The sequence below is a fragment of the Pseudomonas sp. MDT1-85 genome, from assembly GCF_054898065.1.
Genome location: NZ_CM142715.1, coordinates 5831297 through 5857583, shown reverse-complemented (window position 1 = coordinate 5857583; position 26287 = coordinate 5831297). Strand labels below are relative to the sequence as shown.

Genomic DNA, 26287 nt, shown 5'->3' with positions numbered 1-26287 from the left:
GGATAACCTTGGGAAGGATGGATGCAGGCCACGGGAGACGTGGCCTGTAGAGATTTGTATATTTTCTGATCAGCGGCGGCGACGCAGACTTATCCACGCGTCGACGCTGTAAACCGCCAGACCCGCCCAGATAAAGATGAACGCCACCAGCGTGCTGGACGACAAGTGCTCGCCAAACAGCAGCACGGCTTGCAACAACACCAGCGTCGGCGCCAGGTACTGGAGAAATCCGAGGGTGGTGTAGGGCAAATGCCGGGCGGCGGCGTTGAAACATACCAGCGGCACCAGCGTCACCGGACCTGCAGCCACCAGCCACCAGGCTTCGGAGGTGGTCCAGAATTCAGCTTGCGCGCTGCTCGCCGTTGGATTGAACAGCAGCCAGGCGACGGCAATCGGCACCAGCATCCAGGTTTCCACCACCAGCCCTGGCAGCGCCTTGACCGGTGCCTGCTTGCGGATCAGGCCGTAGAAGCCGAAGGTCAATGCCAGTACCAGCGACACCCACGGCAGACTGCCGACTTGCCACACTTGCTGCGCAACACCGACCGCCGCCAGGCCAACCGCCAGCCATTGCATGCGCCGCAGCCGTTCGCCGAGGATCAGCATCCCCAACAGCACGTTTACCAGCGGGTTGATGTAGTAACCGAGGCTGGCTTCAAGCATGCGCCCGTTGTTCACCGACCAGACGTAGGTCAGCCAGTTGGCGGCGATCAACGTGCCGCTCAGGGCCAGGATTGCCAGCCGTCGCGGGTTCTCACGCAACTCGCGCCACCAGCCGGGATGCTTCCAGACGAGCAGCAGCAAAGCACCAAACAGCGCGGACCACAGCACTCGGTGGATGATGATCTCCACGGCGGGCACGTTGGCGATGGCTTTGAAGTAGAGCGGGAACAGTCCCCAGATGATGTAGGCACTCAGGCCCAGGATGTACCCGCGACGCGGGTTGGCGGCTTGCATGAGAATCCTTGCTTAGGCAGCTAACAAAGAGGGGATTGTAAGGAGATTTTGCGGTATGTGCTGTGAACCTTGTGGGAGCGAGCCTGCTCGCGATAGCGGTTTGTCAGCCACTGATGTGCTGAATCTGTCTCCGTCATCGCGAGCAGGCTCGCTCCCACATTGGATTTGTGTTTGTTAGAAGAGCTTCAACGGTTCTTCATTAAGCGCAGCCAATTGCTCACGCAGCGCCAGCACTTGATCGCCCCAATAGCGCTCGGTGCCGAACCACGGAAAGCTGCGAGGGAAGGCCGGGTCGTCCCAGCGACGGGCGAGCCAGGCGCTGTAGTGCATCAGGCGCAAGGCGCGCAGCGGCTCGATCAGCGCCAGTTCCCGCGGGTCGAAGTCGTGGAATTCGTTGTAGCCGTCCATCAATTCCGACAACTGCCCCAGACATTCCTGACGATCACCCGCCAGCATCATCCAGATATCCTGCACCGCCGGGCCCATGCGGCAGTCGTCGAGGTCGACGATGTGGAACATCTCGTCGCGGCACATCATGTTGCCGGGGTGGCAATCGCCGTGCATGCGGATGTTCTGATGCGGCGTGGCCTTGTAGACCTCTTCGACGCGCTTGAGCAGGTCGCGGGCAACGGACTCGTAGGCCGGCAGCAAACTTTTGGGTACGAAATTGCCTTCGAGCAATGTCGTCAGCGAGTCATGACCGAAGTTCTTCACACCCAGCGCTTCACGGTGCTCGAACGGTTTTGTAGTGCCGACCGCATGCAGACGACCCAGCAGTTGGCCCAGACGATACAGCTGATCGAGATTGCCCGGCTCCGGCGCACGGCCACCACGGCGGGGGAATAGGGTGAAGCGGAAGCCGTTGTGTTCGTGCAGGCTGGCACCGTTGTGAATCATCGGCGCGACCACCGGCACGTCGCACTCGGCGAGTTCGAAGGTGAATTGGTGTTCTTCGAGAATCGCTTCGTTGGTCCAGCGCTGCGGGCGGTAGAACTTGGCGATCAGCGGCTCGGAGTCTTCGATACCGACCTGATAGACACGGTTCTCGTAGCTGTTGAGCGCCAAAATGCGGGCGTCGCTGAGAAAGCCGATGCTTTCGACGGCATCGAGCACGAGATCTGGGGTGAGCGTTGCAAACGGGTGGGCCATGCTGACTCCTGCGCGCAGCAGGCTGCCGCGTCGGGCCAAACATGGTAGCGCAGACGGGGCTTCTTTAGGGCGTGGGGTTGAGATCGGTGGTGTTTGGGATGACGCCTTCGCGGGCAAGCCTCGCTCCTACAAGGGATCACACTGCACCTGTAGGAGCGAGGCTTGCCCGCGAAGAGGCCCTGTCAGGCGCCGACGATCCCGCCATCTTCCCGGGAAATCGCCATTACCGAAGACCGCGGCTTGCCGTTGGGCAGATGTTCAGGGAACGTTGACCCACCGTTCTCCCCCGGATGCTGAATGCCGACAAACAAGGTTTTCTGATCCGGCGAGAAGCTGATCCCCGTCACCTCGCTGCCCACCGGGCCGACCATGAAGCGGCGGATCTCGCCCGTCACCGGGTCGGCGCAGAGCATCTGGTTGTTGCCCATGCCCGCGAAGTCGCCTGCGTTGCTTGAATCGCCATCCGTGAGAATCCACAGGCGCCCGGCCTTGTCGAAGCCCAGACCGTCCGGGCTGTTGAACATGTTCTGCGGGGTGATGTTCGATGAACCGCCCTTCGGCGTACCGGCGTGGACGCCCGGGTTGCCAGCAACCACAAACAGGTCCCAGGCAAAGCTTTTCGAGCCGTGATCGTCGCGGTCGGTGCGCCAGCGCAGGATCTGCCCGTAGACGTTTTTCTCGCGCGGGTTCGGGCCGCCCACCGGTTGGCCTTCTTCGCCGCGTTTGGCGTTGTTGGTCAGGGTGCAATAAACCTGGCCATCCTTGGGGCTGACGACGATCCATTCCGGACGGTCCATGCGCGTGGCGCTCACAACGCTGGCGGCGAGGCGTGCATGAATCAGTACTTCGGCCTGATCGGCAAAACCGCTGCTGGCGTCGATGCCATTCTTGCCATGGGTCAGTTCGATCCACTGGCCCTGGCCTTTCGGGTGATCGGCGTTGCCGTCGCCCGCGTCGAAACGCGCCACGTACAAGGTGCCGTGATCCAGCAGGTCGCGGTTAGCTTTGGGATTTCTGTGGTTGATCTTGTCGCGGCTAACGAATTTATAGATGAACTCGCCACGTTCGTCGTCGCCCATGTACACCACGGCGCGACCGTCGTTGGTTTCGGCCAGGGCGGCGTTTTCATGTTTGAAACGGCCCAGCGCAGTGCGTTTGACCGGCGTCGACTGCGGATCGAACGGGTCGATTTCCACCACCCAGCCATGACGATTGAGTTCGTTGGGGTTTTTCGCCAGGTCGAAGCGCGGATCGTGTTGATGCCAGTTGATGTCTTTACTGGCCACCACCGCGCCGTAGCGTTTCTGCGCGGCGTCGAACTTCTGCTCGGCATTGCTGCTGCCGAAGCAGTCGGTGAAATTCTCTTCGCAGGTCAGATAAGTGCCCCACGGTGTTTTGCCGTTGGCGCAGTTCTGGAAGGTGCCGAGGACTTTCTTGCCGTGTTTGTCGGCGCTGGTTTTCATCAGCTCGTGACCGGCCGCCGGACCGCTCAGGCGAATCGGCGCGTTACCGTGAATGCGGCGGTTGTAGCGCGAGCCCTGGATGAATTGCCACTGACCGTTCTTGCGCTGCACCTCGATCACCGACACGCCTTCGCAGGCCAAGGCCTTGCGCACATCTTCCGCCGATTGCGGCATGCCGCCGTGGGGGTAGAGGTAGCGGTAGTTGGTGTATTCGTTGTTGATCGCCATCAGCGCCCGGTCTTTGTCACCGGGAAATTCGAACAGGCTCATTCCGTCGTTGTTGTCGCCGAACTGGACTTCCTGCGCCTGGGACGTGCCGTTGCCGCTCGGGTCGAACGCCGGACCATTCTTTTGCAATGGCTGACCCCAGCTGATCAGCACCGAGGATCTGTAGCCCGGCGGCAGGGTGATGGCGTCGGTTGTGGCGGCGGCGATGCTGTCGAAACCCAACAGTTTGCTGGAGCCAGCGCTGACGCTGGCGGCCAGCACGCTGCGACTCAGCAGGTTGCCACCGAGAAACATCGCTGCACCGCAGAGGGCGCCAGCGCTGATGAAGCCACGACGGCTGAGGCCGACCATCTTTTCGAGGTCGGTGGGTTGGTTGTCTTCTAATAGGCTCACATCAGGCTCCCTGCGGGTTTTTGCAGTCACCTTAATGGTGGTCGATGAAGGTTATGTTGCAGCCGATTGATTTTTTGCAGGGTTGCGTAGCGTCTGGTCTAGAGCGGAGTGCCCAGCAGGATGTTGGACGGTGCGAATTGCACCAGCACCGGTTTATCAACGGCAAGCTCGAGGGTTTTCAGGTGCAACTGCTCAGCGAGGGCGCAGAGTGTCTGGCCATTGGGCAGGCCGATGCGCACTTCGCTGGGGCCGTCTTCGGCGTCGAGGATTTCTTCAACCGTGCCCTTCAGGCAATTGTTGCCGGGTGCCGCTGCTTGATCGACGCCAAGCAGCTCCAGCCAGCCGGCCTTGATCAGAGCGACCACCTCGGTGCCGGTTTGCAGTTCCAGGCGCAGAGTGCTGTCGTGGGTGATCTGCGCATCGATACGCAAGCCTTCGGCCAGTTCAAGACGGATGCGGTCATTGCGCCCTTGTGCGTCGATCGCCACGACCTTGCCGTGCAGTTGGTTGCGCGCGCTGGTTCTGAGCATCAGGCGACCGAGCAGGTCCAGGTCACTGGCCTCTTCGGCGGCTTCCAGCACCTGAGCCTGCAAGGCTTGGAGCTTTTGATACAGGCGCAACACGCGTTCGCCCTCGCTGGATAGTTTGGCGCCGCCACCGCCCTTGCCGCCGACGCTGCGCTCCACCAGCGGTTTTTGCGCGAGGTTGTTCAGCTCGTCGATGGCATCCCACGCCGCTTTGTAACTCAGGCCCGCGCTTTTTGCGGCGCGGGTAATTGAGCCTTGTTCGGCGATGTGTTGCAGCAACGCGATGCGCTGCGGACGACGGACAATATGTTGGGACAACAACGTAGGCAAGGACATGGCGAGACGCTTTGGGCTGTGACGATGGGGAGGACGTTGGCTGCTCGGCGCGCGGGAGTCAAGTCAGGCCCCATCGCCAGGTTTGGGGGTACGGGCCAGGCAGTAGACGTCGACCTGCGCGGCGCCCGCATCCATCAACAAGCGAGCCAGGGCCTGGGCGGTGGCGCCGGTGGTCAGCACGTCGTCGACCAATGCGAAGTGGCGACCCTTGATCGAGGCCATGGGCGCCAGGGCAAAGGCGTGGCGCAGGTTCTTTTTACGGGCGTCGGCATTCAGCTCTTGTTGCGCGCTGGTGTCCTGGATTCTGAGCAACAGCGTTTCATCACAAGGTATGTCGAGGCTGACGCTGAGCCAACGGGCGAGCATCGCCGTTTGGTTGAAACCGCGCTGACGCAGCCGTTTGGAGGCCAGCGGTACCGGTATCAGCGCATCGGGCCGGTCTAGATCCTCATCGAAGCGATGTTGCAGGAATTGAGCGAGAAGTTCGGCGAGCAGGCGGCCAAATGGCCACTTGGCGCTGTGCTTGAAGCGGGTGATCAAACTGTCGACGGGAAAGCCGTAAGTCCAGGGCGCTGCGACTCGCTCGAAGGCCGGCGGTTGTTTCAGGCATTGGCCGCACGTCAGGCCCGCGGCGGGCAACGGCAGGGCGCAGGTTTGGCAGTGCTCGCCCAGCCAAGGCAACTCGGTTTCGCAGGCCATGCAGATTGGCGTGGTGTCGTCCGCGACTTCTGAACAGAGCAAACAGGTTTGTTTGTTTTTTAACCAGATGTAAACCGGTCCTTCGTATCGTGGTTGACAGCGCATCGCTCTTCCTTAAATATGCCGAACATCCGTGTCGCGTCTGTGGGTATTCCATTCCCCAGCCGCTTGCCAAGCATAAACAAGGAAACGCCCATGAGCGCCAGCACCACTGCAACCCTGCGTCATGACTGGTCTTTGGCCGAAGTCAAAGCACTCTTCGTTCAGCCATTCAACGACCTGTTGTTCCAGGCGCAGACGGTGCACCGCGCGCATTTCGACGCCAACCGCGTCCAGGTCTCGACGCTGCTCTCGATCAAAACCGGTGCTTGCCCGGAAGATTGCAAATATTGTCCGCAGTCCGGCCACTACAACACTGGCCTGGAAAAAGAAAAGCTGATGGAAGTGCAGAAGGTCCTCGAAGAGGCCGCTCGCGCCAAGGCCATCGGTTCGACCCGTTTCTGCATGGGCGCGGCGTGGAAACACCCGTCGGCCAAAGACATGCCATACGTGCTGGAGATGGTCAAAGGCGTGAAAGCCATGGGCCTGGAAACCTGCATGACCCTCGGTCGTCTCGATCAGGACCAGACCGTCGCCCTGGCCGAAGCCGGCCTGGATTACTACAACCACAACCTCGACACCTCGCCTGAGTTCTACGGCAGCATCATTACCACCCGTACGTACAGCGAGCGCCTTCAAACCCTGGCTTACGTGCGTGATTCGGGGATGAAGATCTGTTCCGGTGGCATTCTTGGCATGGGCGAGTCCCTCGACGACCGCGCCAACCTATTGATCCAGCTGGCTAACCTGCCGGAGCATCCAGAGTCTGTGCCGATCAACATGCTGGTAAAAGTCGCCGGTACGCCGCTGGAAAATGCCGACGACATCGACCCGTTCGACTTCATCCGCATGCTCGCGGTCGCACGCATCCTGATGCCGAAATCCCACGTGCGCCTGTCCGCCGGCCGTGAAGCCATGAACGAACAGATGCAGGCCCTGGCGTTCTTTGCCGGCGCCAACTCGATTTTCTACGGCGAAAAACTGCTGACCACCGCCAACCCGCAGGCGGATAAGGACATGCAACTGTTCTCGCGCCTGGGCATCCTGCCGGAAGCCCGCGAAGAGCACGCCGACGAAGTGCATCAGGCCGCCATCGAACAGGCCCTGGTAGAGCAGAAGAGCAGCGAGCAGTTCTATAACGCTGCTGTCTGATCGACGCCAAACCTGTAGGAGCGAGCGGTGCGGCGATCCGACTTGCCCGCGAATGAAGCGCCTCGGTCATTCAGATTGACCGAGGTGCCTGGTTCGCGGGCAAGCCTCGCTCCTACAGAAGCTATACCTTTTGCCTACTCGCGAGGTCTGCATGTCTTTCGATCTCAGCGCGCGCCTTGCTGCCCGTCGTGCCGAAAACCTTTATCGCCAGCGCCCGCTACTCGAAAGCCCTCAGGGCCCGGAAGTGGTGGTCGATGGTCAGCCGTTGTTGGCGTTCTGTAACAACGATTACCTGGGCCTGGCCAATCACCCGCAAGTGATCGAAGCCTGGCGCGCCGGCGCCTCGCGTTGGGGCGTGGGCGGTGGCGCTTCGCATCTGGTGATCGGCCACAGCGGCCCGCATCACGCACTGGAAGAAGCCCTCGCCGAATTCACCGGCCGCCCGCGAGCGTTGCTGTTCACCACCGGTTACATGGCCAACCTCGGTGCGGTCACCGCACTGGTCGGGCAGGGCGACACGGTGCTGGAAGACCGACTCAATCACGCATCATTGCTGGATGCGGGACTGTTGTCCGGAGCGCGTTTCAATCGCTATCTGCATAACGACGCGGCCAGTCTGGCCAAGCGCCTTGAGAAGGCCACCGGCAATACGCTGGTGGTCACCGATGGCGTGTTCAGCATGGACGGCGACATCGCCGACCTGCCGGCGCTGGCGCGGGAAGCCAAAGCCAAAGGCGCCTGGCTGATGGTCGATGACGCTCACGGTTTTGGTCCGCTGGGTGCCAATGGCGGCGGGATCGTCGAGCATTTCGGTCTGAGTCAGGAAGACGTGCCAGTGCTCGTCGGCACCCTCGGCAAGGCTTTCGGTACGGCTGGTGCTTTTGTGGCGGGCAGTGAAGATTTGATCGAAAGCCTGATCCAGTTCGCTCGCCCTTACATCTACACCACCAGCCAACCGCCAGCGCTGGCTTGCGCGACGCTGAAAAGCCTGGAGCTGTTGCGCAGCGAGCATTGGCGACGTGAGCATCTGCAGACGCTGATTCGCCAGTTCCGCCAAGGCGCCGAACAGATTGGCCTGGAGTTGATGGACAGCTTCACGCCGATCCGGCCGATCATGATTGGCGATGCCGGCCGCGCAGTGCGACTGTCGCAGATGCTGCGCGAGCGCGGGCTGATGGTGACTGCGATTCGTCCACCGACTGTTCCCGCGGGCAGCGCACGTTTGCGCGTCACCCTGACCGCCGCTCACAGCGAGGCGCAGGTACAGCTATTGTTAAATGGACTGGCCGATTGTTTTCAACAACTGGGACCGGAGCCAAGCCATGCGTGATCGTCTGATTCTGCTGCCAGGCTGGGGGCTCGGGATTTCGCCGCTGGAACCCTTGGCAACTGCCTTGCAGGGTTTGGATGAGCACCTGCGCGTCGAGATCGAGCCGTTGCCGGAACTGGAATCGAGCGACCTTGAAGAATGGCTCGATGAGTTGGACTCGACGTTGCCACAGGATGCCTGGCTCGGCGGCTGGTCATTGGGCGGCATGCTGGCGTCGGAATTGGCAGCGCGACGGGGTGACCGCTGCTGCGGCTTGGTGACGCTGGCGAGTAACCCTTCTTTTGTCGCCCATGAACAATGGTCGAGTGCGATGCCCGGCGAAACCTTCGATGCGTTTCTGGCCGGTTGCAAGGCTGACTCGCGCATGACGTTGAAACGTTTTTCGCTGTTGTGCGCCCAAGGTGCCGAAGACCCGCGCGGGATGTCGCGACTGTTGCTCGCTGGCGCACCGCATACGTCTTCGCCGGTGCTAATGAGTGGCCTGGAGTTGCTTGCCCAGCTGGATACCCGGCAAGCGTTGCAAGCGTTTCGCGGCCCCCAATTGCACTTGTTTGCTGGCCTCGACGGGCTGGTCCCGGCAGAAGCTGCCGGGGCGTTACTGGCACTGTTGCCAGATGCCGAAATCGGCCTGATTGAACAGGCCAGTCACGCGTTTCTTCTGGAAGACCCTCACGGTGTGGCGGGGGCGATTCAGGCCTTTTTGCATGAGTTCAGTGATGACTGATTTATCCCTTCCCAACCTGCCCGGCGGCTTGCCCGACAAACGCCAGGTGGCGGCGTCCTTCTCCCGTGCGGCGGCGAGCTACGACAGCGTGGCCGAATTGCAGCGCGACGTGGGCAGCGAGTTGTTACGTCGGTTGCCGGGAGATTTTGTCCCTGCTCGTTGGCTGGATATGGGCTGCGGCACCGGGTATTTCAGCCGAGCCTTGGCGGAGAAGTTTCCTGGGAGCGCCGGAGTGGCGCTGGACATCGCAGAAGGCATGCTCAATCACGCCCGTCCCTTGGGTGGCGCGACCCATTTCATTGCCGGTGATGCCGAGCGCTTGCCATTGCAGGACTCGACCTGCGATCTGGTCTTCTCCAGCCTGGCGGTGCAATGGTGCGCGGATTTCGCCTCGGTGCTCAATGAAGCGTATCGGGTACTGAAACCGCGCGGGATTTTCGCGTTTGCTAGTCTGTGTGTAGGCACTCTGTACGAATTACGCGACAGCTGGCGTCAGGTGGATGGCATGGTGCACGTCAACCGCTTCCGCGAGTTTGGTGTTTACCAACAGCTTTGCGCGGGCAGCGGCTTGAAGGTCGTCAGCCTCGAAACGCAGCCGCATGTGTTGCATTACCCCGATGTCCGCAGCCTGACCCACGAGCTGAAAGCACTTGGGGCGCATAACCTGAACCCCGGTCGACCGGGCGGTTTGACCGGCAGGGCGCGGATCCTCGGCCTGATCGAGGCTTACGAGCAGTTTCGTCAGGCACAGGGATTGCCGGCGACTTATCAAGTGGTTTACGCCGTGTTGGAGAAACCCTTATGAGCGCAGCCTATTTCATCACCGGTACTGACACCGATGTCGGCAAGACTACCGTCGCCGCAGGGTTGCTGCATGCCGCGCGATTAGCGGGTTTGAGCACTGCGGCAGGCAAGCCGGTGGCCTCCGGTTGCGACCTGACGCCCAAGGGTTTGCGCAACGCTGATGCGCTGGCCCTGTTGGCCGAGTGTTCGATACCGTTGACTTACGATCAGGTCAATCCGGTCGCATTTGAACCGGCGATTGCACCGCATCTGGCAGCGCGGGAGGCTGGCGTGGCGTTGACCGTGCAATCCCTGTTGACACCGATGCGGCAGATTCTCGATATGCAGGCGGACTTCACCTTGATCGAAGGCGCTGGCGGCTGGCGAGTGCCGTTGGCGGATCAGGACAATCTGTCGGACCTGGCCATGGCACTGGGTCTGCCGGTGATCCTGGTGGTCGGCGTACGGCTGGGTTGCATCAATCATGCGCTGCTGACAGCCGAGGCGATCGCACGGGATGGTTTGCAGTTGGCAGGGTGGGTGGCCAACATCATCGATCCGAAGACTTCGCGCCTGGAAGAGAACCTCGCGACATTGGCCGAGCGCATTCCCGCGCCGTGTCTGGGGCGGGTGCCAAAACTTAAATCGGTGACAGCCGACGCGGTTGCCGCACATCTGCAGCTGGACCTGCTGGACTGAATTTGTTGACTGGGGTTTTAGCTATGACAAGGCACTGTGCCATTAGTGTTTTTGTCGGGCCTTTTGTTGGCGTGTCTGGTTCAATGGCCGCTGTTGATCCTTTGTAGGACGAGTTCCCCCATGGAAATCTCAGGAAACACCGCTTTTTATGCCGGTCTGAGCACTATTCAGACAGGGCAGAACCGTGTCGATCAGGCTTCGGGGCAGATCGCCAACAGCACCATCGAGCGCTCGGTCATCAGTCAGTCCTCCGAGGTTCAGGTCGATCGTCTGCGTTCGGTAGACCGCAGCCAGCAATCGGATCTGGCCAGCAACATGGTTGAGATGTCCCAAGGCAAGTTCCAGGTGGAACTGGGCGTCAAAGTCGCCAAGGCATCCGATGAAATGCTGGGCACGCTGATCGATACGTTCGCCTGATCCCTCGCTGAATCCGCTACTCCGACGCCGCGACAGTTCGCGGCGTTTTTCTGCGTAAGTCCTTCTGCCTCAACTAATCTCTCCTACATGGCGTGTTGCTCAGTCAACGGCGGTGCGCAGCTGCGTGGCCGAGGTTTTCATGGCGCGATGACGAACGGCAAAAGATCGGCGCTTGACAAGAATTGGGCGTAAACGTATGTTTCAAACAACTGTTTGACCGCCACAACAAATCAACGCGGTCGTTCATTCCCGGTTACATCAGCAGAGGTTTATCGCTATGCCTGACTACAAGGCCCCCTTGCGTGATATTCGCTTCGTTCGTGACGAACTGCTCGGCTACGAAGCGCACTATCAGAGCCTTCCGGCTTGTGCAGACGCAACTCCGGACATGGTTGACGCCATTCTCGAAGAAGGCGCCAAGTTTTGTGAGCAGGTGCTGGCTCCGCTGAACCGCGTGGGTGACACCGAAGGCTGCACCTGGAGCGAGTCCGGCGTTAAAACCCCGACCGGTTTCAAAGAAGCCTACAAGCAATTCGTTGAAGGCGGCTGGCCAAGCCTGGCTCACGACGTAGAGCACGGCGGCCAAGGTCTGCCAGAGTCTCTGGGGCTGGCTGTCAGCGAAATGGTTGGCGAAGCCAACTGGTCGTGGGGCATGTACCCAGGCTTGTCCCATGGCGCGATGAACACCATTTCCGAACACGGTACGCCTGAGCAGCAAGACGCTTACCTGACCAAACTGGTCTCCGGCGAATGGACCGGCACCATGTGCCTGACCGAACCGCACTGCGGCACCGACTTGGGCATGCTGCGCACCAAGGCCGAGCCTCAGGCCGACGGTTCCTACAAAGTTTCCGGCACCAAGATCTTCATCTCGGCCGGTGAACACGACATGGCCGACAACATCGTCCACATCGTTCTGGCACGTCTGCCGGATGCACCGGCCGGCACCAAAGGCATTTCCCTGTTCATCGTTCCGAAATTCCTGCCAAACGCAGACGGTTCGATCGGAGAACGCAACGCTGTGACCTGCGGTTCCCTGGAACACAAAATGGGCATCCACGGTAACGCCACCTGCGTGATGAACTTCGACGCGGCCACCGGTTACCTGATCGGCCCGGCGAACAAAGGCCTGAACTGCATGTTCACCTTTATGAACACCGCCCGCCTGGGTACCGCGCTGCAAGGTCTGGCGCACGCCGAGATCGGCTTCCAGGGCGGCCTGAAATACGCTCGCGATCGTCTGCAAATGCGTTCCCTGACTGGCCCGAAAGCGCCGGACAAAGCCGCTGACCCGATCATCGTGCACCCTGACGTACGTCGCATGCTGTTGACCATGAAAGCTTTCGCCGAAGGCAACCGTGCGATGGTTTACTTCACCGCCAAACAAGTCGACATCGTCAAGTACGGCGTCGATGAAGAAGAGAAGAAGAAAGCCGACGCACTGCTGGCCTTCATGACGCCGATCGCCAAAGCCTTCATGACTGAAGTCGGTTTTGAATCCGCTAACCACGGCGTACAAATCTACGGCGGCCACGGCTTCATCGCCGAGTGGGGCATGGAGCAGAACGTTCGCGACAGCCGCATTTCGATGCTGTACGAAGGCACCACCGGTATCCAGGCACTCGACCTGCTGGGCCGTAAAGTGCTGATGACTCAAGGCGAAGCGCTCAAAAGCTTCACCAAGATCGTCCACAAGTTCTGCCAGACCAACGAAGGCAACGACGCGGTCAAAGAGTTCGTCGAGCCTTTGGCTGCGCTGAACAAAGAGTGGGGCGAGCTGACCATGAAGGTCGGTATGGCCGCCATGAAAGACCGCGAAGAAGTCGGCGCTGCGTCGGTGGACTACCTGATGTACTCCGGTTACGCCTGCCTGGCCTACTTCTGGGCTGACATGGCGCGTCTGGCTGTCGAGAAACTGGCTGCCGGCACCACCGAAGAGGCGTTCTACACCGCCAAGCTGCAGACTGCGCGCTTCTACTTCCAGCGTATCCTGCCGCGTACCCGCACTCACGTTGTAACCATGCTGTCGGGCGCCAACAACCTGATGGACATGAAAGAAGAAGACTTCGCACTGGGTTACTAAGTCCTACGCAGTCCTTCACAAAGCCGCTGCTTCCTCGGGAGCAGCGGCTTTTTTGTATCTGACGCAAACGGGCTGCGCCTGTAAATATTCCTGACTAAAACGTTAAGAAGAACGCCCTTGCTGCCGTTAAAGAGGATGGCGATGTGACACACGTCACATTGCACGTGCTTAGCTGCTTCAGATGCAGGCACAATGCCATCTTTGTTTGCCGGGTCGGAGCTTTTACCCTTGCCGCGTTCTTCCGCTGTACGTTTCAGTCATTTTTTGCCATCGCTGCTGTTGTTGCTTGCGGGGCTTGCGGCTGCCTACGTCAAGGATCTCAACGTCTTCTTCACTTCGCTGTTCAACGTGCTACCTACTCTGGTGCTGTTGCTCGGCGGGGCGTATTGCGCGGTTTACCGACGTCAGCGTGAACTGTTTCTGATGGTCACGGTGTACATCGCCTACTTCCTGCTCGACACCCAGACCGATTATTACCGCGATAACGGCAAAGTTCGCGAAGACGCCGCCGTGGTCTTCCATCTGTGCTGTCTGTTGCTGCCATTGCTCTTTGGCTTGTTCGCCGCCTGGCAGGAGCGTACTCACCTGTTCCAGGACATGGTGGCGCGCTTCGCCGTGTTGCTGGCGTTCGGCAGCGTGGCGCTGGGGCTGGAACAAAGTTACCCACACGCGCTGTTGATGTGGCTGTCGGAGATCCGCTGGCCAGCTTTGCATGGTGCCTGGATGAGCCTGATTCAGTTGTCCTACCCGGTATTCATTGCCTCGTTCCTCTTACTGGCCTGGCAATACTGGCGCAACCCAAGACCCTTGCATGCTGCGCAATTGGTGGGGTTGTTGGGATTGTTCTGGATGTTGCCGAAAACCTTCATCCTGCCGTTCACCCTGAACATCATGTGCAGCCAGGTGATGTTGATGATTGCCGCGGCGGTTGCCCATGAGGCCTATCAGATGGCGTTCCGCGATGAGCTTACCGGCCTGCCGGGTCGCCGCGCCCTGAACGAGCGCATGCAACGGCTGGGGCGCAATTACGTGCTGGCCATGGGCGACGTCGATCACTTCAAGAAATTCAACGACACTCACGGACACGATGTCGGCGACCAAGTGTTGCGGCTGGTCGCCAGCAAGCTGTCGAAAATCAGCGGGGGCGGTAGGGCATATCGCTACGGCGGTGAAGAATTTGCTCTGGTGTTCGCAGGCAAAACCCTCGAAGAGTGCATGCCGCACCTGGAAGTCATTCGCGAATCCATCGCCACCTACAACATCCAGCTGCGCAACCAGGACAACCGTCCTCAGGATGACCAGCAGGGACGCCAGCGCCGCGCGGGTTCAGGCGCCTCGAGTGTATCGGTCACGGTCAGTATCGGCGTCGCCGAACGGCTGGAACAGCGCACGCCGGAAGAAGTGCTCAAATCCGCTGACCAGGCGCTCTACAGCGCCAAGGGCGCAGGGCGAAACTGTGTGATGGCGTTCGGTCAGAACCGTCGTGGCGCGGTGCGCATGGACACCGCTGCGGGTTGAGTGATGATGGCGCATTCAGCGTCTGGACTGTGATTTTGAGGCGTGGTGCGCGGCAGTAGGTTTGAGCAATCTGCTGCCGGAGAAATGACCATGCCCGAGTACAAAGCTCCCCTGCGCGATATGCGCTTTCTGATCGACCACGTCTTCGACTTTCACAGCAACTACGCCGCGCTGGGCGCCACCGATGCCAGCCCGGACATGATCAATGCGATCCTTGAAGAAGGCGCGAAATTCTGTGAGAACGTTCTCGCACCGCTGAACCGCAGCGGCGACGAAGAAGGCTGCCATTTCGACAACGGCGTGGTCACAACGCCTACAGGCTTCAAGCAAGCATTCGCGCAATACGTTGAAGGCGGCTGGCATGGCCTGGCGGCGGATCCGGCTTATGGCGGCCAGGGTTTGCCCAGTTCTTTGGGTTTGGTCATCAGTGAAATGGTCGGCTCCAGTAACACCTCTTGGGGCATGTACCCCGGCCTGACTCACGGTGCGATGTCGGCGATTCAAGCCCATGGCACCGAAGAGCAGAAACAAACCTACCTGAGCAAGCTCACTGCCGGCCAATGGACCGGCACCATGTGCCTGACCGAAGCCCATTGCGGCACCGATCTGGGCATCATCAAGACCCGCGCCGTCCCGCAGCCCGATGGCAGTTATGCGATCTCCGGCAGTAAGATCTTTATCTCCGCCGGCGAGCACGACATGAGTGACAACATCATTCACCTGGTGTTGGCCAAACTGCCGGACGCGCCGTCCGGTACCAAGGGCATTTCGCTGTTTATCGTTCCCAAATTCCTACCCAATGCCGAGGGCGAGGCGGGCGAGCGCAATGGCGTTTCCTGCGGCTCGATCGAGCACAAAATGGGTATCAAGGCCTCGGCCACCTGCGTGCTGAATTTCGACGACGCGAAGGGGTTCTTGATCGGTGAGCCGAACAAGGGCCTGAACTGCATGTTCACCATGATGAACCACGCGCGGCTCGGCACCGGCATGCAAGGTCTGTGTCTGGGTGAGGCAAGTTTCCAGGGCGCAATCAAATACGCCAATGACCGCCTGCAAATGCGCTCGCTGACCGGCGCGAAAGCACCGGAAAAAGTCGCCGATCCGATCATCGTTCATCCCGATGTGCGCAGGATGTTGCTGACCATGAAGGCCTTCAACGAAGGCAACCGGGCGCTGACTTATTTCACCGCGCAGTTGCTGGATGTCGCTCATCTGAGCCGGGATGAAACGGCGCGTGAGGATGCCGAAGACCTGTTGGCATTCCTGACGCCGATCTGCAAAGCCTTCATGACCGACACCGGGCTGGAGGTGACCAACCTCGGCATGCAGGTGTTTGGCGGTCACGGTTTCATTCGTGAGTGGGGCATGGAACAGTTGGTTCGCGATTGCCGGATCGCGCCGATCTACGAAGGCACCAATGGCATTCAGGCGCTGGATCTGCTCGGGCGCAAAGTCCTTGGCAGTCAGGGAAAACTGCTGCGCGGCTTCACCAAAATCGTCCATAAGTTCTGCGCGGAAAACGCTGAACATCCACAACTCGCCAGCTATGTGGCGCAGCTCAATGGTCTGAATCAGCAGTGGGGCGAGTTGACCACCAAGGTCGGCATGGCCGCGATGAAAAATCCGGATGAAGTCGGCGCCGCCTCGATGGATTACCTGATGTACAGCGGCTACATCATCCTCGGCTACTTGTGGCTACGCATGGCGTTGGTGGCTCAGACGCAGTTGGAGGCGGGCGGCGGCGAGGTCGATTACTGCCAAGGCAAATTGGCGACCAGCGAGTTTTACTTCAAGCGGTTGCTGCCACGTACGGCCGCTCATCGGGCGGCCATTGAGGCGGGCAGCGATTGTCTGATGAAGCTGCCGGCGGAGTTGTTTGCGCTCTGAGGAATATTTGAAAAGCTTCGCGGGCAAGCCTCGCTCCTACAGATTATTGTCGTTCGCGCAATGTGCACACGGCGAAGACCTGTAGGAGCGAGGCTTGCCCGCGAATGCGTTCTGGCAGGCGAGAACTATCTCAGCTGCAATGCTGGTGACTAAAAATAACAAAACAGTCATGAGTTGACCCTATGTGTCGTAAAAGTTGTTGAGGTACACTCGGACACAACGAAATCACTATTCTACGAACCACCTGTTTAGATCTTGCGAGGTTTGCCATGGCTGACTACAAAGCGCCCCTGCGCGATATGCGCTTCGTCCTCAATGAAGTTTTCGAGGTCGCCAAACTCTGGGCCGAACTGCCTGCGCTGGCCGAGACTGTCGATGCGGAAACGGTCGAAGCCATTCTCGAAGAAGCTGGCAAGGTCACCAGCAAAAGCATCGCGCCCCTGAGCCGTGCAGCTGACGAAGAAGGTTGCCATTGGGCCGACGGTGCCGTCACCACCCCGGCCGGTTTCCCACAGGCTTATCAGACTTACGCTGAAGGCGGTTGGGTCGGTGTCGGGGGTGATCCGACCTACGGCGGCATGGGCATGCCCAAGGCGGTTTCGGCGCAGGTCGAAGAAATGGTCAACTCCGCGAGCCTGTCGTTCGGTCTGTACCCGATGCTGACCGCCGGCGCATGCCTGTCGATCAACGCCCACGCCAGCGAAGAGCTGAAAGCGGCGTACCTGCCGAACATGTACGCCGGTGTCTGGGCCGGTTCCATGTGCCTGACCGAGCCGCATGCCGGTACTGACCTGGGGATCATCCGCACCAAGGCCGAGCCTCAGGCCGACGGTTCCTACAAAGTCAGCGGCACCAAAATCTTCATTACCGGCGGTGAACACGACCTGACCGAGAACATCATCCATCTGGTATTGGCCAAACTGCCCGACGCGCCAGCGGGGCCGAAAGGCATTTCGCTGTTCCTGGTGCCGAAGTTCATGGTCAATGCCGATGGCAGCCTGGGCGCGCGCAACCCTTTGAGCTGTGGTTCGATCGAACACAAGATGGGCATTCAGGCATCCGCGACCTGCGTGATGAACTTCGACGAAGCCGTGGGTTACTTGGTCGGCGAGCCGAACAAGGGCCTGGCGGCGATGTTCACCATGATGAATTACGAGCGTCTGGGCGTCGGTATCCAAGGCCTTGCCACTGGCGAACGTTCCTACCAGAACGCCGTCGAATACGCTCGCGACCGCCTGCAAAGCCGCTCGCCGACTGGTGCGCAGAACAAGGACAAAGTGGCTGACCCGATCATCGTCCACCCGGACGTGCGTCGCATGCTGCTGACCATGAAAGCCTCGAACGAAGGCGGCCGTGCGTTTTCCACCTACGTCGCGATGCAGTTGGACACCGCCAAGTTCAGCGAAGACGCCACCACCCGCAAGCGCGCAGAAGATCTGGTTGCACTGCTGACGCCGGTGGCCAAGGCATTCCTGACCGATTTGGGTCTGGAAACCACGGTTCACGGCCAGCAGGTTTTTGGCGGTCACGGCTACATCCGTGAGTGGGGCCAGGAGCAACTGGTGCGCGATGTGCGCATTACGCAAATCTACGAAGGCACCAACGGTATTCAGGCACTGGACCTGGTCGGGCGCAAGATCGTCGGCAGTGGCGGGGCGTTCTATAACCTGTTCGCTGACGAGATTCGTCATTTCATTGCGACCGCCCATGCTGAACTGGCGGAGTTCACCCAACCGCTGAATGAGGCGGTGGACACCCTCGACGAACTGACTGCGTGGTTGCTGGATCGGGCGAAAAACAACCCGAACGAGATTGGCGCGGCGTCCGTCGAGTATCTGCAAGCATTCGGCTACATGGCCTACGCCTACATGTGGGCACTGATGGCCAAGGCAGCCTTCGGTAAAGAAGCGCAGGACGATTTCTACGCGAGCAAACTCGGTACGGCGCGGTTCTATTTCGCACGTCTGCTGCCGCGTATTCACTCGTTGAGCGCGTCGGTAAAGGCGGGCAGCGAATCGCTGTTCCTGCTGGACGCAGGACAATTCTGACCCTTTAACGTTATGTAAGCATTCTCTTACATGACGTGCTGCTGTTTTCCCATAGGCGAAGATTGGATCCAGAGCTAATCTACTTCACATGGACGTCGCGCAGGAAGCGCAAAGCAACAACACGGACACGTAGGATTCTGCCAGGATGGCGGAGTGAAATGGATGTCAGGGAAACAGTCTGCAAAGCCCCGCTTCGGCGGGGTTTTCTTTTGGTGCGCCAGGCATGGCGCGTTGCGCGCAAGCGCAACCAGCTGGGCTGTGGTGGCCACGCTGGTGACTTGGAGGTGAAAGTCCTCTACACACCCGGCAAGGGGAAGTGTTAGCCAGAGGCAAGGGTGTCGCGGGTGACTGCGAATCTGAAGGAAGCCCGAGGCAAAATGCTGGCCTGACGAACAGGAAGCGGATAGAGGCGGCGCAGCGGGGTAAGAAGGCCAAAATCTTCAAAGCCCAGTACTTGCACGGAACGCTGTGACGTAGATCCGACAGGCATAAGCAGGAAGGTCGCGCGAATTACCCTGGGAGATCTGCACGTTTGCCACTGTGCTACCGCGCGTCGAGAGGCGACGGGATGAGCGTGCAGAAGTCAGCCGAGGCCGTAGTAAGTGGCAAATAACCCTGCCACCAAGGGCCGAACAGGTTATGCCGCCAGTAGGCGTCAGAGTCTCGTTGAATACCGAGATGCAGAAATTTCTCCCAGAGAAGACTGTTACTCCGAGTCCCGGACAGAATCCGAGGATGACGGCTGATAGCGCAAAGGTATCGACGGCGTCTGTGACGTGGACGAACGCGGAGCCGGACACGCTGATGGCGCGGGTGCTTGCACCCGCCAACCTCAGACGTGCGTATCATCGCGTAGTCAGCAACAAGGGCGCGCCGGGTGCCGATGGCATGACGGTCGACCAGTTGGCGGACTATGTGAAACAGTATTGGCCGACCCTCCAGAAGAGGTTGCTGGCCGGCGAGTACCACCCGCAAGGTGTACGCGCCGTCGACATCCCCAAACCCAAAGGCGGCACCCGGCAGCTGGGTATTCCCAGCGTTGTGGATCGCCTGATCCAACAGGCATTGCTGCAACAGCTCACGCCGATCTTCGACCCGCTATTCTCGGACTATAGCTACGGCTTCCGACCGGGCAGAAGCGCCCACCAAGCCATCGAGAAAGCCCGCGCCCATGTGGCGGCAGGGCATCGCTGGTGCGTGGAACTCGATCTTGAGAAGTTCTTTGATCGGGTTAATCACGACATCCTGATGGCTTATCTGGCGCGCCAAATCGAAGACAAGCGGGTGCTCAAGCTGATCCATCGTTACCTCGAAGCGGGAACGATGTCAGGCGGTATCGCCAGCCGACGGCAGGAAGGGACGCCGCAAGGCGGCCCGCTCTCGCCGTTGCTGTCGAACATCCTGCTCAACGAACTCGACCGCGAGCTGGAACGACGGGGTCATCGCTTTGTGCGTTATGCCGACGATGCGAACATCTATGTGCGCAGCCCTCGTGCTGGCGAACGAGTGATGAGGAGTGTTGAGCGCTTCCTGAATCAGCGCCTGAAACTGACGCTGAACCGGGACAAGAGCCGAGTTGCGAGGTCTTGGAAGTGTGATTACTTGGGTTACGGGATGAGCTGGCATCAGCAACCGAAGCTGAGAGTGGCGACGATGAGTCTAGGTCGCTTGCGCGACCGACTCAGAGAGCTGCTACGTAAAGCGCGGGGCCACAAGATGGCGAATATCATCGAGCGGATAAACCCCGTGCTGCGTGGTTGGGCGGGCTACTTCAAACTGAGCCAAAGCAAACGGCCACTTGAGGAACTGGACGGCTGGGTGCGTCACAAGCTTCGCTGCGTCGTCTGGCGTCAATGGAAGCGGCCCTCTACGAGGGCGCGCAACTTGATACGCTTGGGACTTAATGAGGCGCGGGCGTGTAAATCGGCAGTCAATGGCCGAGGCCCATGGTGGAACTCGGGAGCGCCTCATATGAATCAGGCGCTGCCGAAGAAGCTGTGGGACCGACTCGGGCTGATCTCGATACTGGATACGATAAACCGGCTTAGCCGTGTAACCTGAACCGCCGTATACGGAACCGTATGTACGGTGGTGTGAGAGGACGGCGGATGTAAATCCGCCTCCTACTCGATCCCGCAGAAAAGTACTCAGCTCATTGAGGCTGAAGGCATGTAGCAGGTTTAGCGTGTAGGGTATGAGCTGAATTCGCACTGAACCCTGACGAACGGTACAGGTCGATTAGCTATATGGCTCACACACGAGCCAACTTCAAATCAGGAGCTACCCCATGGACTTTATTCGAATCATCATCGCCATTCTGTTGCCGCCACTGGGTGTGTTTCTGCAAGTCGGTTTCGCTGGGGCGTTCTGGCTGAATATTCTGCTGACGTTGTGCGGTTACATTCCGGGGATCGTGCATGCGGTGTACATCATCGCCAAGCGCTGAGATTCGCTGCGTTAGATAGATCGCCATCGCGAGCAGGCTCGCTCCCACATTCAATCGCGTTCCTCTGAGGCAACTCGGTCAAATAATGTGGGAGCGAGCCTGCTCGCGAATGGGGCGCTACATTTTTGTGCCGAACGCAGACTTCAGTCCGCGAGCGCTATCACCCGCCGATAAAACAACCACTCCTGCTCCAGCGCGTGGGCCTGATTGCCGGCCTTGCGAAAGCCATGGCGTTCGTCAGCGTAGTAATGCGCTTCGACCATAATGCCGTTGTCCTGTAGCGCAGTGACCATGTCGCGAGTCTGTTGCGGCACCACCACGGCGTCCAGCTCACCCTGAAAGAAAATCACCGGAACGCTGATATTGTTCGCGTGCAGCAATGGCGTGCGTGCGACGTAGCGTTCGGCGTCCTGCACCGGGTCGCCGATCAACCAGTCCAGATAATCACCTTCAAACTTGTGCGTGGCGCGGCCTAGCGCAACGGGATCGCTGACGCCATACAGGCTGGCACCTGCACGAAAGACCTCGTGAAAGGCCAGTGCGCACAACGTGGTGTAGCCACCGGCGCTGCCTCCACGGATAAACGCCTTGTCGCCGTCGATCAGTCCCCGATCGGCGAGGTAGGCCACCACCGCACAGGCATCTTCCACATCCACGTCGCCCCAGCTCAAATGCAATGCTTGGCGATACGCGCGGCCATAGCCGCTGCTGCCGCGGTAGTTGAGGTCGGCCACGGCGAAGCCGCGTTGTGCCCAGTACTGGATACGCGGGTCGAACATCGGGTAGCAAGCCGAAGTCGGGCCGCCGTGAATGAACACCACCAACGGCGGTTTCGTGTCGCCGGTCATCGCTGGGTAGAAGAAACCGTGGGCCTCGCCCGAACCGCTTGGATAGCGCAGGGTGTGCGGGCGGCTGATCTGTTCGACGGGCAGCGGTGCAACACCGCCGACGAGTGTCTTCACCTGCCGGTTCTGGCGGTCAATGGCAATCACCGCCGACGAACTGATCGGCGAAGCGGCGATGCAGTAGATGAACTGTTCATCCTGTGCGAGATGGCGGAAGCGGCTGTAGTCGCCCGTGAGATCGTCACAGGAACCATCGCTATGACAAAGCCCCAGTCGACCAAAACCGCCCTCGGTCCAACTCGCCAGATAACTGTCTTCGCCCAAAGGCAACCAGGTGCAACTACCCAGTTGCCAAGGCGCCGGTCCATGGTCGGCGGCAGCGCTTGGGAGTGGGCTCAGACCGTTGCTCGACTCCACCCATGGCTGCCAGAAACCGCCGCGATCCGTCAGACAAAACAGACGGCCGCTGTCATCGAATCGAGGTTGCTGCAGCGACTCCTGGGCACCGTCACCCGCCACACAGCGTGCTTGCGTAAAGGTGTGATCGCTCTGGCGTTCGGCAACCATCAGGCGAGTGGCGGTCCAAGGCTGATCCGGACGATTCCACTCGATCCAGGCCAGGCGCTGACCATCAGGGCTAAGGGTCGGAGCCGCGTAGAAATCGGCGCCTTCGACCAGCAGATGACGTTGGCCGTCAGCCAGATCAATAGCCACCAGGCGATGTCGATCGCGGTTCTCTTCCACCGCCAGCACTTGCCCGTTAGCGAAGTGCAAATCGCCGTAGCGGCATTCACTTGAAGTCAGCACCTCAGGCGCCTCCCCCGTCAGCGATTGCCGATATAACTGCTGATCGGCCTCATTGACGAAAACAAGCCCGTCATCGGTCAGACAAAACGCGCCACCGCCATATTCGTACACCCGGCTGCGCACACTGAAGGTGGACGGCGTAAGGCAACGAACCTGGCCGTCGCGCCACTGCCAGATTCGGCAGGCGGCATCCTCGGGCCGATATTCGTTCCAGAACAGGCCATGTTGCCCGACCTGCAACTCGGCGAAGTCGATGCCGGCTGCGACAGCCCTGGCGGCGCTTAAGGGTTCAGTTTTTGGCGATGAGGCGTGAGTTTCGTTCATTGCGAAAGGCCAGTTGGTCGATGGTCTGGGTCGCGTGTTCGGCTTCTTCGCGGGCCTTGAGAATCACGCCGTGATGTTCCGACTTGCTGCACACCGGGTCGGCGTTGCTCGCGTCACCCGTGAGCATGAATGCCTGGCAGCGGCAGCCGCCGAAGTCTTTTTCTTTCTCGTCGCAGGAACGGCACGGCTCGGGCATCCAGTCGTAACCGCGAAAGCGGTTGAAGCCGAACGAGTCGTACCAGATGTGCTGCATGCTGTGGTCGCGCACGTTGGGGAACTGCACCGGCATCTGTCGGGCACCATGACAGGGCAGGGCGGTTCCGTCCGGTGTGACCGTCAGAAAAATACTGCCCCAGCCGTTCATGCAGGCTTTCGGACGTTCTTCGTAATAGTCCGGCGTAACGAAAATCAGCTTGCACGGATGCCCTTCGGCTGCAAGTTTTGCGCGGTATTCGTTGGTGATGCGTTCGGCGCGAACCAATTGTTCTTTGGTAGGCAACAGGCCAACCCGATTGAGCTGTGCCCAACCGTAAAACTGGCAGGTGGCGAGTTCGACGAAGTCGGCTTCAAGGGCGATGCACAGCTCGATGATCCGGTCGATCTTGTCGATGTTGTGCCGATGGGTGACGAAGTTCAGCACCATTGGATAGCCGTGAGCCTTCACCGCGCGAGCCATTTCGAGCTTTTGCGCGAAGGCCTTTTTTGAGCCGGCCAGCAGGTTATTCACTTGCTCGTCGCTGGCCTGAAAACTGATCTGGATGTGGTCCAGGCCGGCCTTCTTGAAGTCGCTGATTTTCTGCTGGGTGAGGCCGATACCGGAAGTGATCAGGTTGGTGTAGAAACCCAGCTTGCGCGCCTCAGCGATCAGCTCGGCGAGGTCCTGACGCACCAGCGGCTCACCGCCGGAAAAACCCAGCTGCGCCGCGCCCATCTCCCGGGCTTCGCGAAAGACTTTGATCCACTGCTCGGTGGTCAGCTCTTTGCCCTGCTCGGCGAAATCCAGCGGATTGGAGCAGTACGGGCATTGCAGCGGGCAGCGATAGGTCAGCTCGGCCAGCAACCACAGTGGCAGGCCGATTTCGGGCTTGGGCGGTAACTTGTCTGACGCGGAGTCAGGCAAGTTCGATCCAGTGCTGAGCACGGGCGACCTCCATGAACTGCTCGATGTCTTCACCGAGCTCGGGCACGTCGGGGAACTGCGTGTTCAATTCGGCGATGATCGCCACGACATCCCGCTGACCATCAATCAAGCCGCCAATCAGCGCAGCGCTGTCGTTGAGTTTGATCATGCCTTCCGGGTAGAGCAGCACATGGCCTTTTTGTGCCGGTTCGTACTGGAAACGGTAGCCGGTGCGCCATGTCGGGGTTTTGCTGCGATCGAAACTCATACGATGATTCCTTTATGCCAGACCCGCTGTTCGGTCACGCTGTGGTACGGCGGGCGTTTCAGTTCGTAGGCCATGCTCATGGCATCGAGCATGCTCCAAAGAATGTCCAGTTTGAACTGGAGAATTTCCAGCATGCGCTCCTGGCCTTCCCGCGTAGTGTAATGCTGCAAAGTGATCGCCAGACCGTGCTCCACATCCCGGCGCGCCTGGCCCAGACGTGTGCGGAAATATTCGTAACCGGTCGGGTCGATCCACGGGTAATGCTGCGGCCAACTGTCGAGACGTGATTGGTGGATTTGCGGCGCGAACAGTTCGGTCAGCGAACTGCTGGCGGCTTCTTGCCAACGGGCCCGGCGGGCGAAGTTGACGTAGGCATCCACGGCGAAACGCACGCCGGGCAACACCAGTTCCTGAGAGCGCAACTGATCCGGGTCGAGGCCGACCGCTTGCCCAAGACGCAGCCAGGCTTCGATGCCGCCCTCTTCGCCGGGGGCGCCGTCGTGGTCCAGCAGGCGCTGAATCCATTCACGACGAATCTCGCGGTCCGGGCAATTGGCCAGAATCGCGGCGTCCTTGAGTGGAATGTTCACCTGATAATAGAAACGGTTGGCGACCCAGCCCTGGATCTGCTCGCGCGTCGCCCGGCCTTCATACATCGCCACGTGATACGGGTGATAGATATGGTAGTAGGCGCCCTTGGCGCGCAGGGCCGCTTCGAATTCGGCGGGGGACATTGCGGTGTCAGTCATTGCGGTTCTCCGGGAACGACCGGTGGATTCTTTGGTGTCGGGTCTGACGCCTTCGCGGGCAAGCCTCGCTCCTACAGAGATAGCGCTATCCCTGTAGGAGCGAGGCTTGCCCGCGAAGGGGTCATTCGCTACAGCACAATACTCATGCCGTCATACGCCACTTCAACTTCGCGCCGAACCAGCTCCGCGCGCTCCGGCGAATCTTCATCGAGAATCGGGTTGGTGTTGTTGATGTGGATAAGCACTTTGCGCTGCTTGGGCAACTGCTCCAGCACTTCGAGCATGCCGCCGGGGCCGTTCTGCGCCAAGTGGCCCATTTCCCGGCCAGTGCGTGTGCCGACACCACGGCGCTGCATTTCGTCGTCGTCCCATATCGTGCCATCCACCAACAGGCAATCGCTGCTGGCCATGACCTTCAGCAGCGATACGTCGACCTTGCCCAGGCCCGGTGCATAGAACAGTTTACCGCCGGTGCTCAGGTCTTCGACGATCAGGCCGATGTTATCGCCTGGATGCGGGTCGAACCGATGCGGCGAGTACGGTGGGGCGGCACTACGCAGTGGCAGTGGGGTGAAGCGCAGGTTCGGGCAGGCCGGGACGGTGAAGCTCTGGTCGAGTTCGATGCGGTTCCAGTTCAACCCGCCATTCCAGTGAGTCAGCATGGTGAATAGCGGAAAACCGGTGCTCAGGTCTTCGTGGACCATGTCGGTGCACCACACTTGATGCGGGCAACCTTCGCGCAGGCTGAGCAGGCCGGTGGTGTGGTCGATCTGGCTGTCCATCAGGATGATTGCACTGATGCCGGTATCACGCAGCGCGCGCCCGGGCTGCATTGGCGCGAAACTCTGGAGCTGGGCGCGGATGTCCGGCGAAGCATTGCACAGCACCCAGTTCACACCGTCATCGGAAATCGCGATGGACGACTGGGTACGCGCCTCGGCCCGCAGGCTGCCGTCGCGAAAACCTGCGCAATTCACGCAGTTGCAGTTCCACTGGGGGAAACCGCCGCCGGCGGCGGAACCTAGAATCTGGACAAACATGGCCGCTCCATCATTGAAAGCTGAAAATAAAAACGCCCCGGCGAGCCGAGGCGTAGCATTGCATTCTCTACCAGCAGACGGCAGAGCTTAGCGGCTTGCGAAGTACATAGTGACTTCGAAGCCGATACGCAGGTCGGTGTAAGCAGGTTTGGACCAGGACATAAAAGCGCTCCTTCAGGTGGATGGGACAGTTGAG

Annotated in this window: 23 protein-coding genes; 12 read left to right on the top strand and 11 right to left on the bottom strand. The window is 59.9% G+C overall.

Features of this window, described 5'->3' with window-relative positions; all coding sequences use genetic code 11:
- Positions 1–69: 69 nt before the first annotated feature.
- From rarD to ACYZT2_RS26395, 5 genes are all read right to left on the bottom strand, one after another.
- Positions 70–957 (bottom strand): EamA family transporter RarD, encoded by an 888-nt coding sequence (rarD, locus tag ACYZT2_RS26415; RefSeq protein ID WP_460144330.1) that lies wholly within the window; start codon positions 955–957, stop codon positions 70–72.
- 174 nt (positions 958–1131) lie between these two features.
- Positions 1132–2106: a serine/threonine protein kinase gene (locus tag ACYZT2_RS26410; RefSeq protein ID WP_461968614.1), complete on the bottom strand. Its 975-nt coding sequence runs from the start codon at positions 2104–2106 to the stop codon at positions 1132–1134.
- A gap of 182 nt (positions 2107–2288) precedes the next feature.
- Complete coding sequence (locus ACYZT2_RS26405) at positions 2289–4190, bottom strand: PhoX family protein (RefSeq protein ID WP_461968612.1); 1902 nt, start codon at positions 4188–4190, stop codon at positions 2289–2291.
- Positions 4191–4288: 98 nt separating this feature from the next.
- Positions 4289–5053: a TOBE domain-containing protein gene (locus ACYZT2_RS26400; RefSeq protein ID WP_461968610.1), complete on the bottom strand. Its 765-nt coding sequence runs from the start codon at positions 5051–5053 to the stop codon at positions 4289–4291.
- A gap of 63 nt (positions 5054–5116) precedes the next feature.
- Positions 5117–5857 carry a ComF family protein gene (locus ACYZT2_RS26395; RefSeq protein WP_461968608.1) on the bottom strand — a complete coding sequence of 247 codons (741 nt, stop codon included), beginning with the start codon at positions 5855–5857 and terminating at the stop codon, positions 5117–5119.
- Between the two features lie 90 nt (positions 5858–5947).
- Here ACYZT2_RS26395 and bioB point away from each other — a divergent pair, with 90 nt between their 5' ends.
- The 12 genes from bioB to ACYZT2_RS26335 all read left to right on the top strand — a co-directional run bounded on the left by bioB (position 5948) and on the right by ACYZT2_RS26335 (position 20938).
- A complete protein-coding gene (bioB, locus tag ACYZT2_RS26390; protein WP_038981183.1) occupies positions 5948–7003 on the top strand; it encodes a biotin synthase BioB in 1056 nt (351 codons plus the stop codon).
- A gap of 151 nt (positions 7004–7154) precedes the next feature.
- Positions 7155–8333 carry an 8-amino-7-oxononanoate synthase gene (gene bioF / locus ACYZT2_RS26385; protein ID WP_461968606.1) on the top strand — a complete coding sequence of 393 codons (1179 nt, stop codon included), beginning with the start codon at positions 7155–7157 and terminating at the stop codon, positions 8331–8333.
- Entirely contained in the window at positions 8326–9057 is a 732-nt protein-coding gene (locus tag ACYZT2_RS26380; protein ID WP_461968604.1) for an alpha/beta fold hydrolase, read from the top strand. Before bioF ends, ACYZT2_RS26380 begins: the two co-directional genes overlap by 8 nt.
- Positions 9050–9862: a malonyl-ACP O-methyltransferase BioC gene (gene bioC, locus ACYZT2_RS26375; RefSeq protein ID WP_461968602.1), complete on the top strand. Its 813-nt coding sequence runs from the start codon at positions 9050–9052 to the stop codon at positions 9860–9862. The genes ACYZT2_RS26380 and bioC overlap by 8 nt, the downstream gene beginning before the upstream one ends.
- Positions 9859–10539, top strand: coding sequence for a dethiobiotin synthase (gene bioD / locus ACYZT2_RS26370; protein ID WP_218395209.1), 681 nt, complete (start codon positions 9859–9861; stop codon positions 10537–10539). Before bioC ends, bioD begins: the two co-directional genes overlap by 4 nt.
- 120 nt (positions 10540–10659) lie before the next feature.
- Positions 10660–10956 carry a pyrroloquinoline quinone biosynthesis protein PqqE gene (locus ACYZT2_RS26365; protein ID WP_461968599.1) on the top strand — a complete coding sequence of 99 codons (297 nt, stop codon included), beginning with the start codon at positions 10660–10662 and terminating at the stop codon, positions 10954–10956.
- 277 nt (positions 10957–11233) lie between these two features.
- The gene (locus ACYZT2_RS26360) at positions 11234–13039 is read left to right on the top strand and encodes a phenylacyl-CoA dehydrogenase (protein ID WP_461968597.1); all 1806 of its coding nucleotides are present in this window, start codon (positions 11234–11236) and stop codon (positions 13037–13039) included.
- 228 nt (positions 13040–13267) lie between these two features.
- Positions 13268–14557: a GGDEF domain-containing protein gene (locus tag ACYZT2_RS26355; RefSeq protein WP_201061837.1), complete on the top strand. Its 1290-nt coding sequence runs from the start codon at positions 13268–13270 to the stop codon at positions 14555–14557.
- A gap of 90 nt (positions 14558–14647) precedes the next feature.
- A complete protein-coding gene (locus ACYZT2_RS26350; RefSeq protein ID WP_461968594.1) occupies positions 14648–16444 on the top strand; it encodes an acyl-CoA dehydrogenase C-terminal domain-containing protein in 1797 nt (598 codons plus the stop codon).
- 269 nt (positions 16445–16713) lie between these two features.
- On the top strand, positions 16714–18492 hold the full coding sequence (locus ACYZT2_RS26345; protein WP_461968592.1) for an acyl-CoA dehydrogenase C-terminal domain-containing protein: 1779 nt from the start codon (positions 16714–16716) through the stop codon (positions 18490–18492).
- A gap of 639 nt (positions 18493–19131) precedes the next feature.
- The gene (gene ltrA, locus ACYZT2_RS26340; protein ID WP_461968590.1) at positions 19132–20553 is read left to right on the top strand and encodes a group II intron reverse transcriptase/maturase; all 1422 of its coding nucleotides are present in this window, start codon (positions 19132–19134) and stop codon (positions 20551–20553) included.
- A 226-nt stretch (positions 20554–20779) separates the two neighbouring features.
- A complete protein-coding gene (locus ACYZT2_RS26335; RefSeq protein ID WP_007904205.1) occupies positions 20780–20938 on the top strand; it encodes a YqaE/Pmp3 family membrane protein in 159 nt (52 codons plus the stop codon).
- Between the two features lie 143 nt (positions 20939–21081).
- Here ACYZT2_RS26335 and ACYZT2_RS26330 read toward each other — a convergent pair whose 3' ends face one another.
- The 6 genes from ACYZT2_RS26330 to pqqA all read right to left on the bottom strand — a co-directional run bounded on the left by ACYZT2_RS26330 (position 21082) and on the right by pqqA (position 26253).
- Positions 21082–22914 carry a S9 family peptidase gene (locus tag ACYZT2_RS26330; RefSeq protein ID WP_461968588.1) on the bottom strand — a complete coding sequence of 611 codons (1833 nt, stop codon included), beginning with the start codon at positions 22912–22914 and terminating at the stop codon, positions 21082–21084.
- Complete coding sequence (pqqE, locus tag ACYZT2_RS26325; protein ID WP_461973270.1) at positions 22880–24034, bottom strand: pyrroloquinoline quinone biosynthesis protein PqqE; 1155 nt, start codon at positions 24032–24034, stop codon at positions 22880–22882. The genes ACYZT2_RS26330 and pqqE overlap by 35 nt, the downstream gene beginning before the upstream one ends.
- Positions 24027–24302, bottom strand: a complete 276-nt coding sequence (pqqD, locus tag ACYZT2_RS26320; protein WP_461968586.1) for a pyrroloquinoline quinone biosynthesis peptide chaperone PqqD — start codon at positions 24300–24302, stop codon at positions 24027–24029. Before pqqD ends, pqqE begins: the two co-directional genes overlap by 8 nt.
- A complete protein-coding gene (gene pqqC / locus ACYZT2_RS26315) occupies positions 24299–25051 on the bottom strand; it encodes a pyrroloquinoline-quinone synthase PqqC (RefSeq protein WP_461968584.1) in 753 nt (250 codons plus the stop codon). The genes pqqD and pqqC overlap by 4 nt, the downstream gene beginning before the upstream one ends.
- A 128-nt stretch (positions 25052–25179) precedes the next feature.
- A complete protein-coding gene (gene pqqB / locus ACYZT2_RS26310; RefSeq protein WP_461968582.1) occupies positions 25180–26091 on the bottom strand; it encodes a pyrroloquinoline quinone biosynthesis protein PqqB in 912 nt (303 codons plus the stop codon).
- An 87-nt stretch (positions 26092–26178) separates the two neighbouring features.
- Positions 26179–26253, bottom strand: coding sequence for a pyrroloquinoline quinone precursor peptide PqqA (gene pqqA, locus ACYZT2_RS26305; RefSeq protein WP_009045898.1), 75 nt, complete (start codon positions 26251–26253; stop codon positions 26179–26181).
- Positions 26254–26287: the final 34 nt, after the last annotated feature.

Excerpts from the sequence above, each read along its gene's own strand:
- rarD (WP_460144330.1), bottom strand. The coding sequence starts at position 957 with ATGCAAGCCGCCAACCCGCGTCGCGGGTACATCCTGGGCCTGAGTGCC.
- ACYZT2_RS26410 (WP_461968614.1), bottom strand. The coding sequence starts at position 2,106 with ATGGCCCACCCGTTTGCAACGCTCACCCCAGATCTCGTGCTCGATGCC.
- ACYZT2_RS26400 (WP_461968610.1), bottom strand. The coding sequence starts at position 5,053 with ATGTCCTTGCCTACGTTGTTGTCCCAACATATTGTCCGTCGTCCGCAG.
- ACYZT2_RS26395 (WP_461968608.1), bottom strand. The coding sequence starts at position 5,857 with ATGCGCTGTCAACCACGATACGAAGGACCGGTTTACATCTGGTTAAAA.
- bioB (WP_038981183.1), top strand. The coding sequence starts at position 5,948 with ATGAGCGCCAGCACCACTGCAACCCTGCGTCATGACTGGTCTTTGGCC.
- bioF (WP_461968606.1), top strand. The coding sequence starts at position 7,155 with ATGTCTTTCGATCTCAGCGCGCGCCTTGCTGCCCGTCGTGCCGAAAAC.
- ACYZT2_RS26380 (WP_461968604.1), top strand. The coding sequence starts at position 8,326 with ATGCGTGATCGTCTGATTCTGCTGCCAGGCTGGGGGCTCGGGATTTCG.
- bioC (WP_461968602.1), top strand. The coding sequence starts at position 9,050 with ATGACTGATTTATCCCTTCCCAACCTGCCCGGCGGCTTGCCCGACAAA.
- bioD (WP_218395209.1), top strand. The coding sequence starts at position 9,859 with ATGAGCGCAGCCTATTTCATCACCGGTACTGACACCGATGTCGGCAAG.
- ACYZT2_RS26365 (WP_461968599.1), top strand. The coding sequence starts at position 10,660 with ATGGAAATCTCAGGAAACACCGCTTTTTATGCCGGTCTGAGCACTATT.
- ACYZT2_RS26360 (WP_461968597.1), top strand. The coding sequence starts at position 11,234 with ATGCCTGACTACAAGGCCCCCTTGCGTGATATTCGCTTCGTTCGTGAC.
- ACYZT2_RS26350 (WP_461968594.1), top strand. The coding sequence starts at position 14,648 with ATGCCCGAGTACAAAGCTCCCCTGCGCGATATGCGCTTTCTGATCGAC.
- ACYZT2_RS26345 (WP_461968592.1), top strand. The coding sequence starts at position 16,714 with ATGGCTGACTACAAAGCGCCCCTGCGCGATATGCGCTTCGTCCTCAAT.
- ltrA (WP_461968590.1), top strand. The coding sequence starts at position 19,132 with ATGCCGCCAGTAGGCGTCAGAGTCTCGTTGAATACCGAGATGCAGAAA.
- ACYZT2_RS26335 (WP_007904205.1), top strand. The coding sequence starts at position 20,780 with ATGGACTTTATTCGAATCATCATCGCCATTCTGTTGCCGCCACTGGGT.
- ACYZT2_RS26330 (WP_461968588.1), bottom strand. The coding sequence starts at position 22,914 with ATGAACGAAACTCACGCCTCATCGCCAAAAACTGAACCCTTAAGCGCC.
- pqqD (WP_461968586.1), bottom strand. The coding sequence starts at position 24,302 with ATGAGTTTCGATCGCAGCAAAACCCCGACATGGCGCACCGGCTACCGT.
- pqqC (WP_461968584.1), bottom strand. The coding sequence starts at position 25,051 with ATGACTGACACCGCAATGTCCCCCGCCGAATTCGAAGCGGCCCTGCGC.
- pqqB (WP_461968582.1), bottom strand. The coding sequence starts at position 26,091 with ATGTTTGTCCAGATTCTAGGTTCCGCCGCCGGCGGCGGTTTCCCCCAG.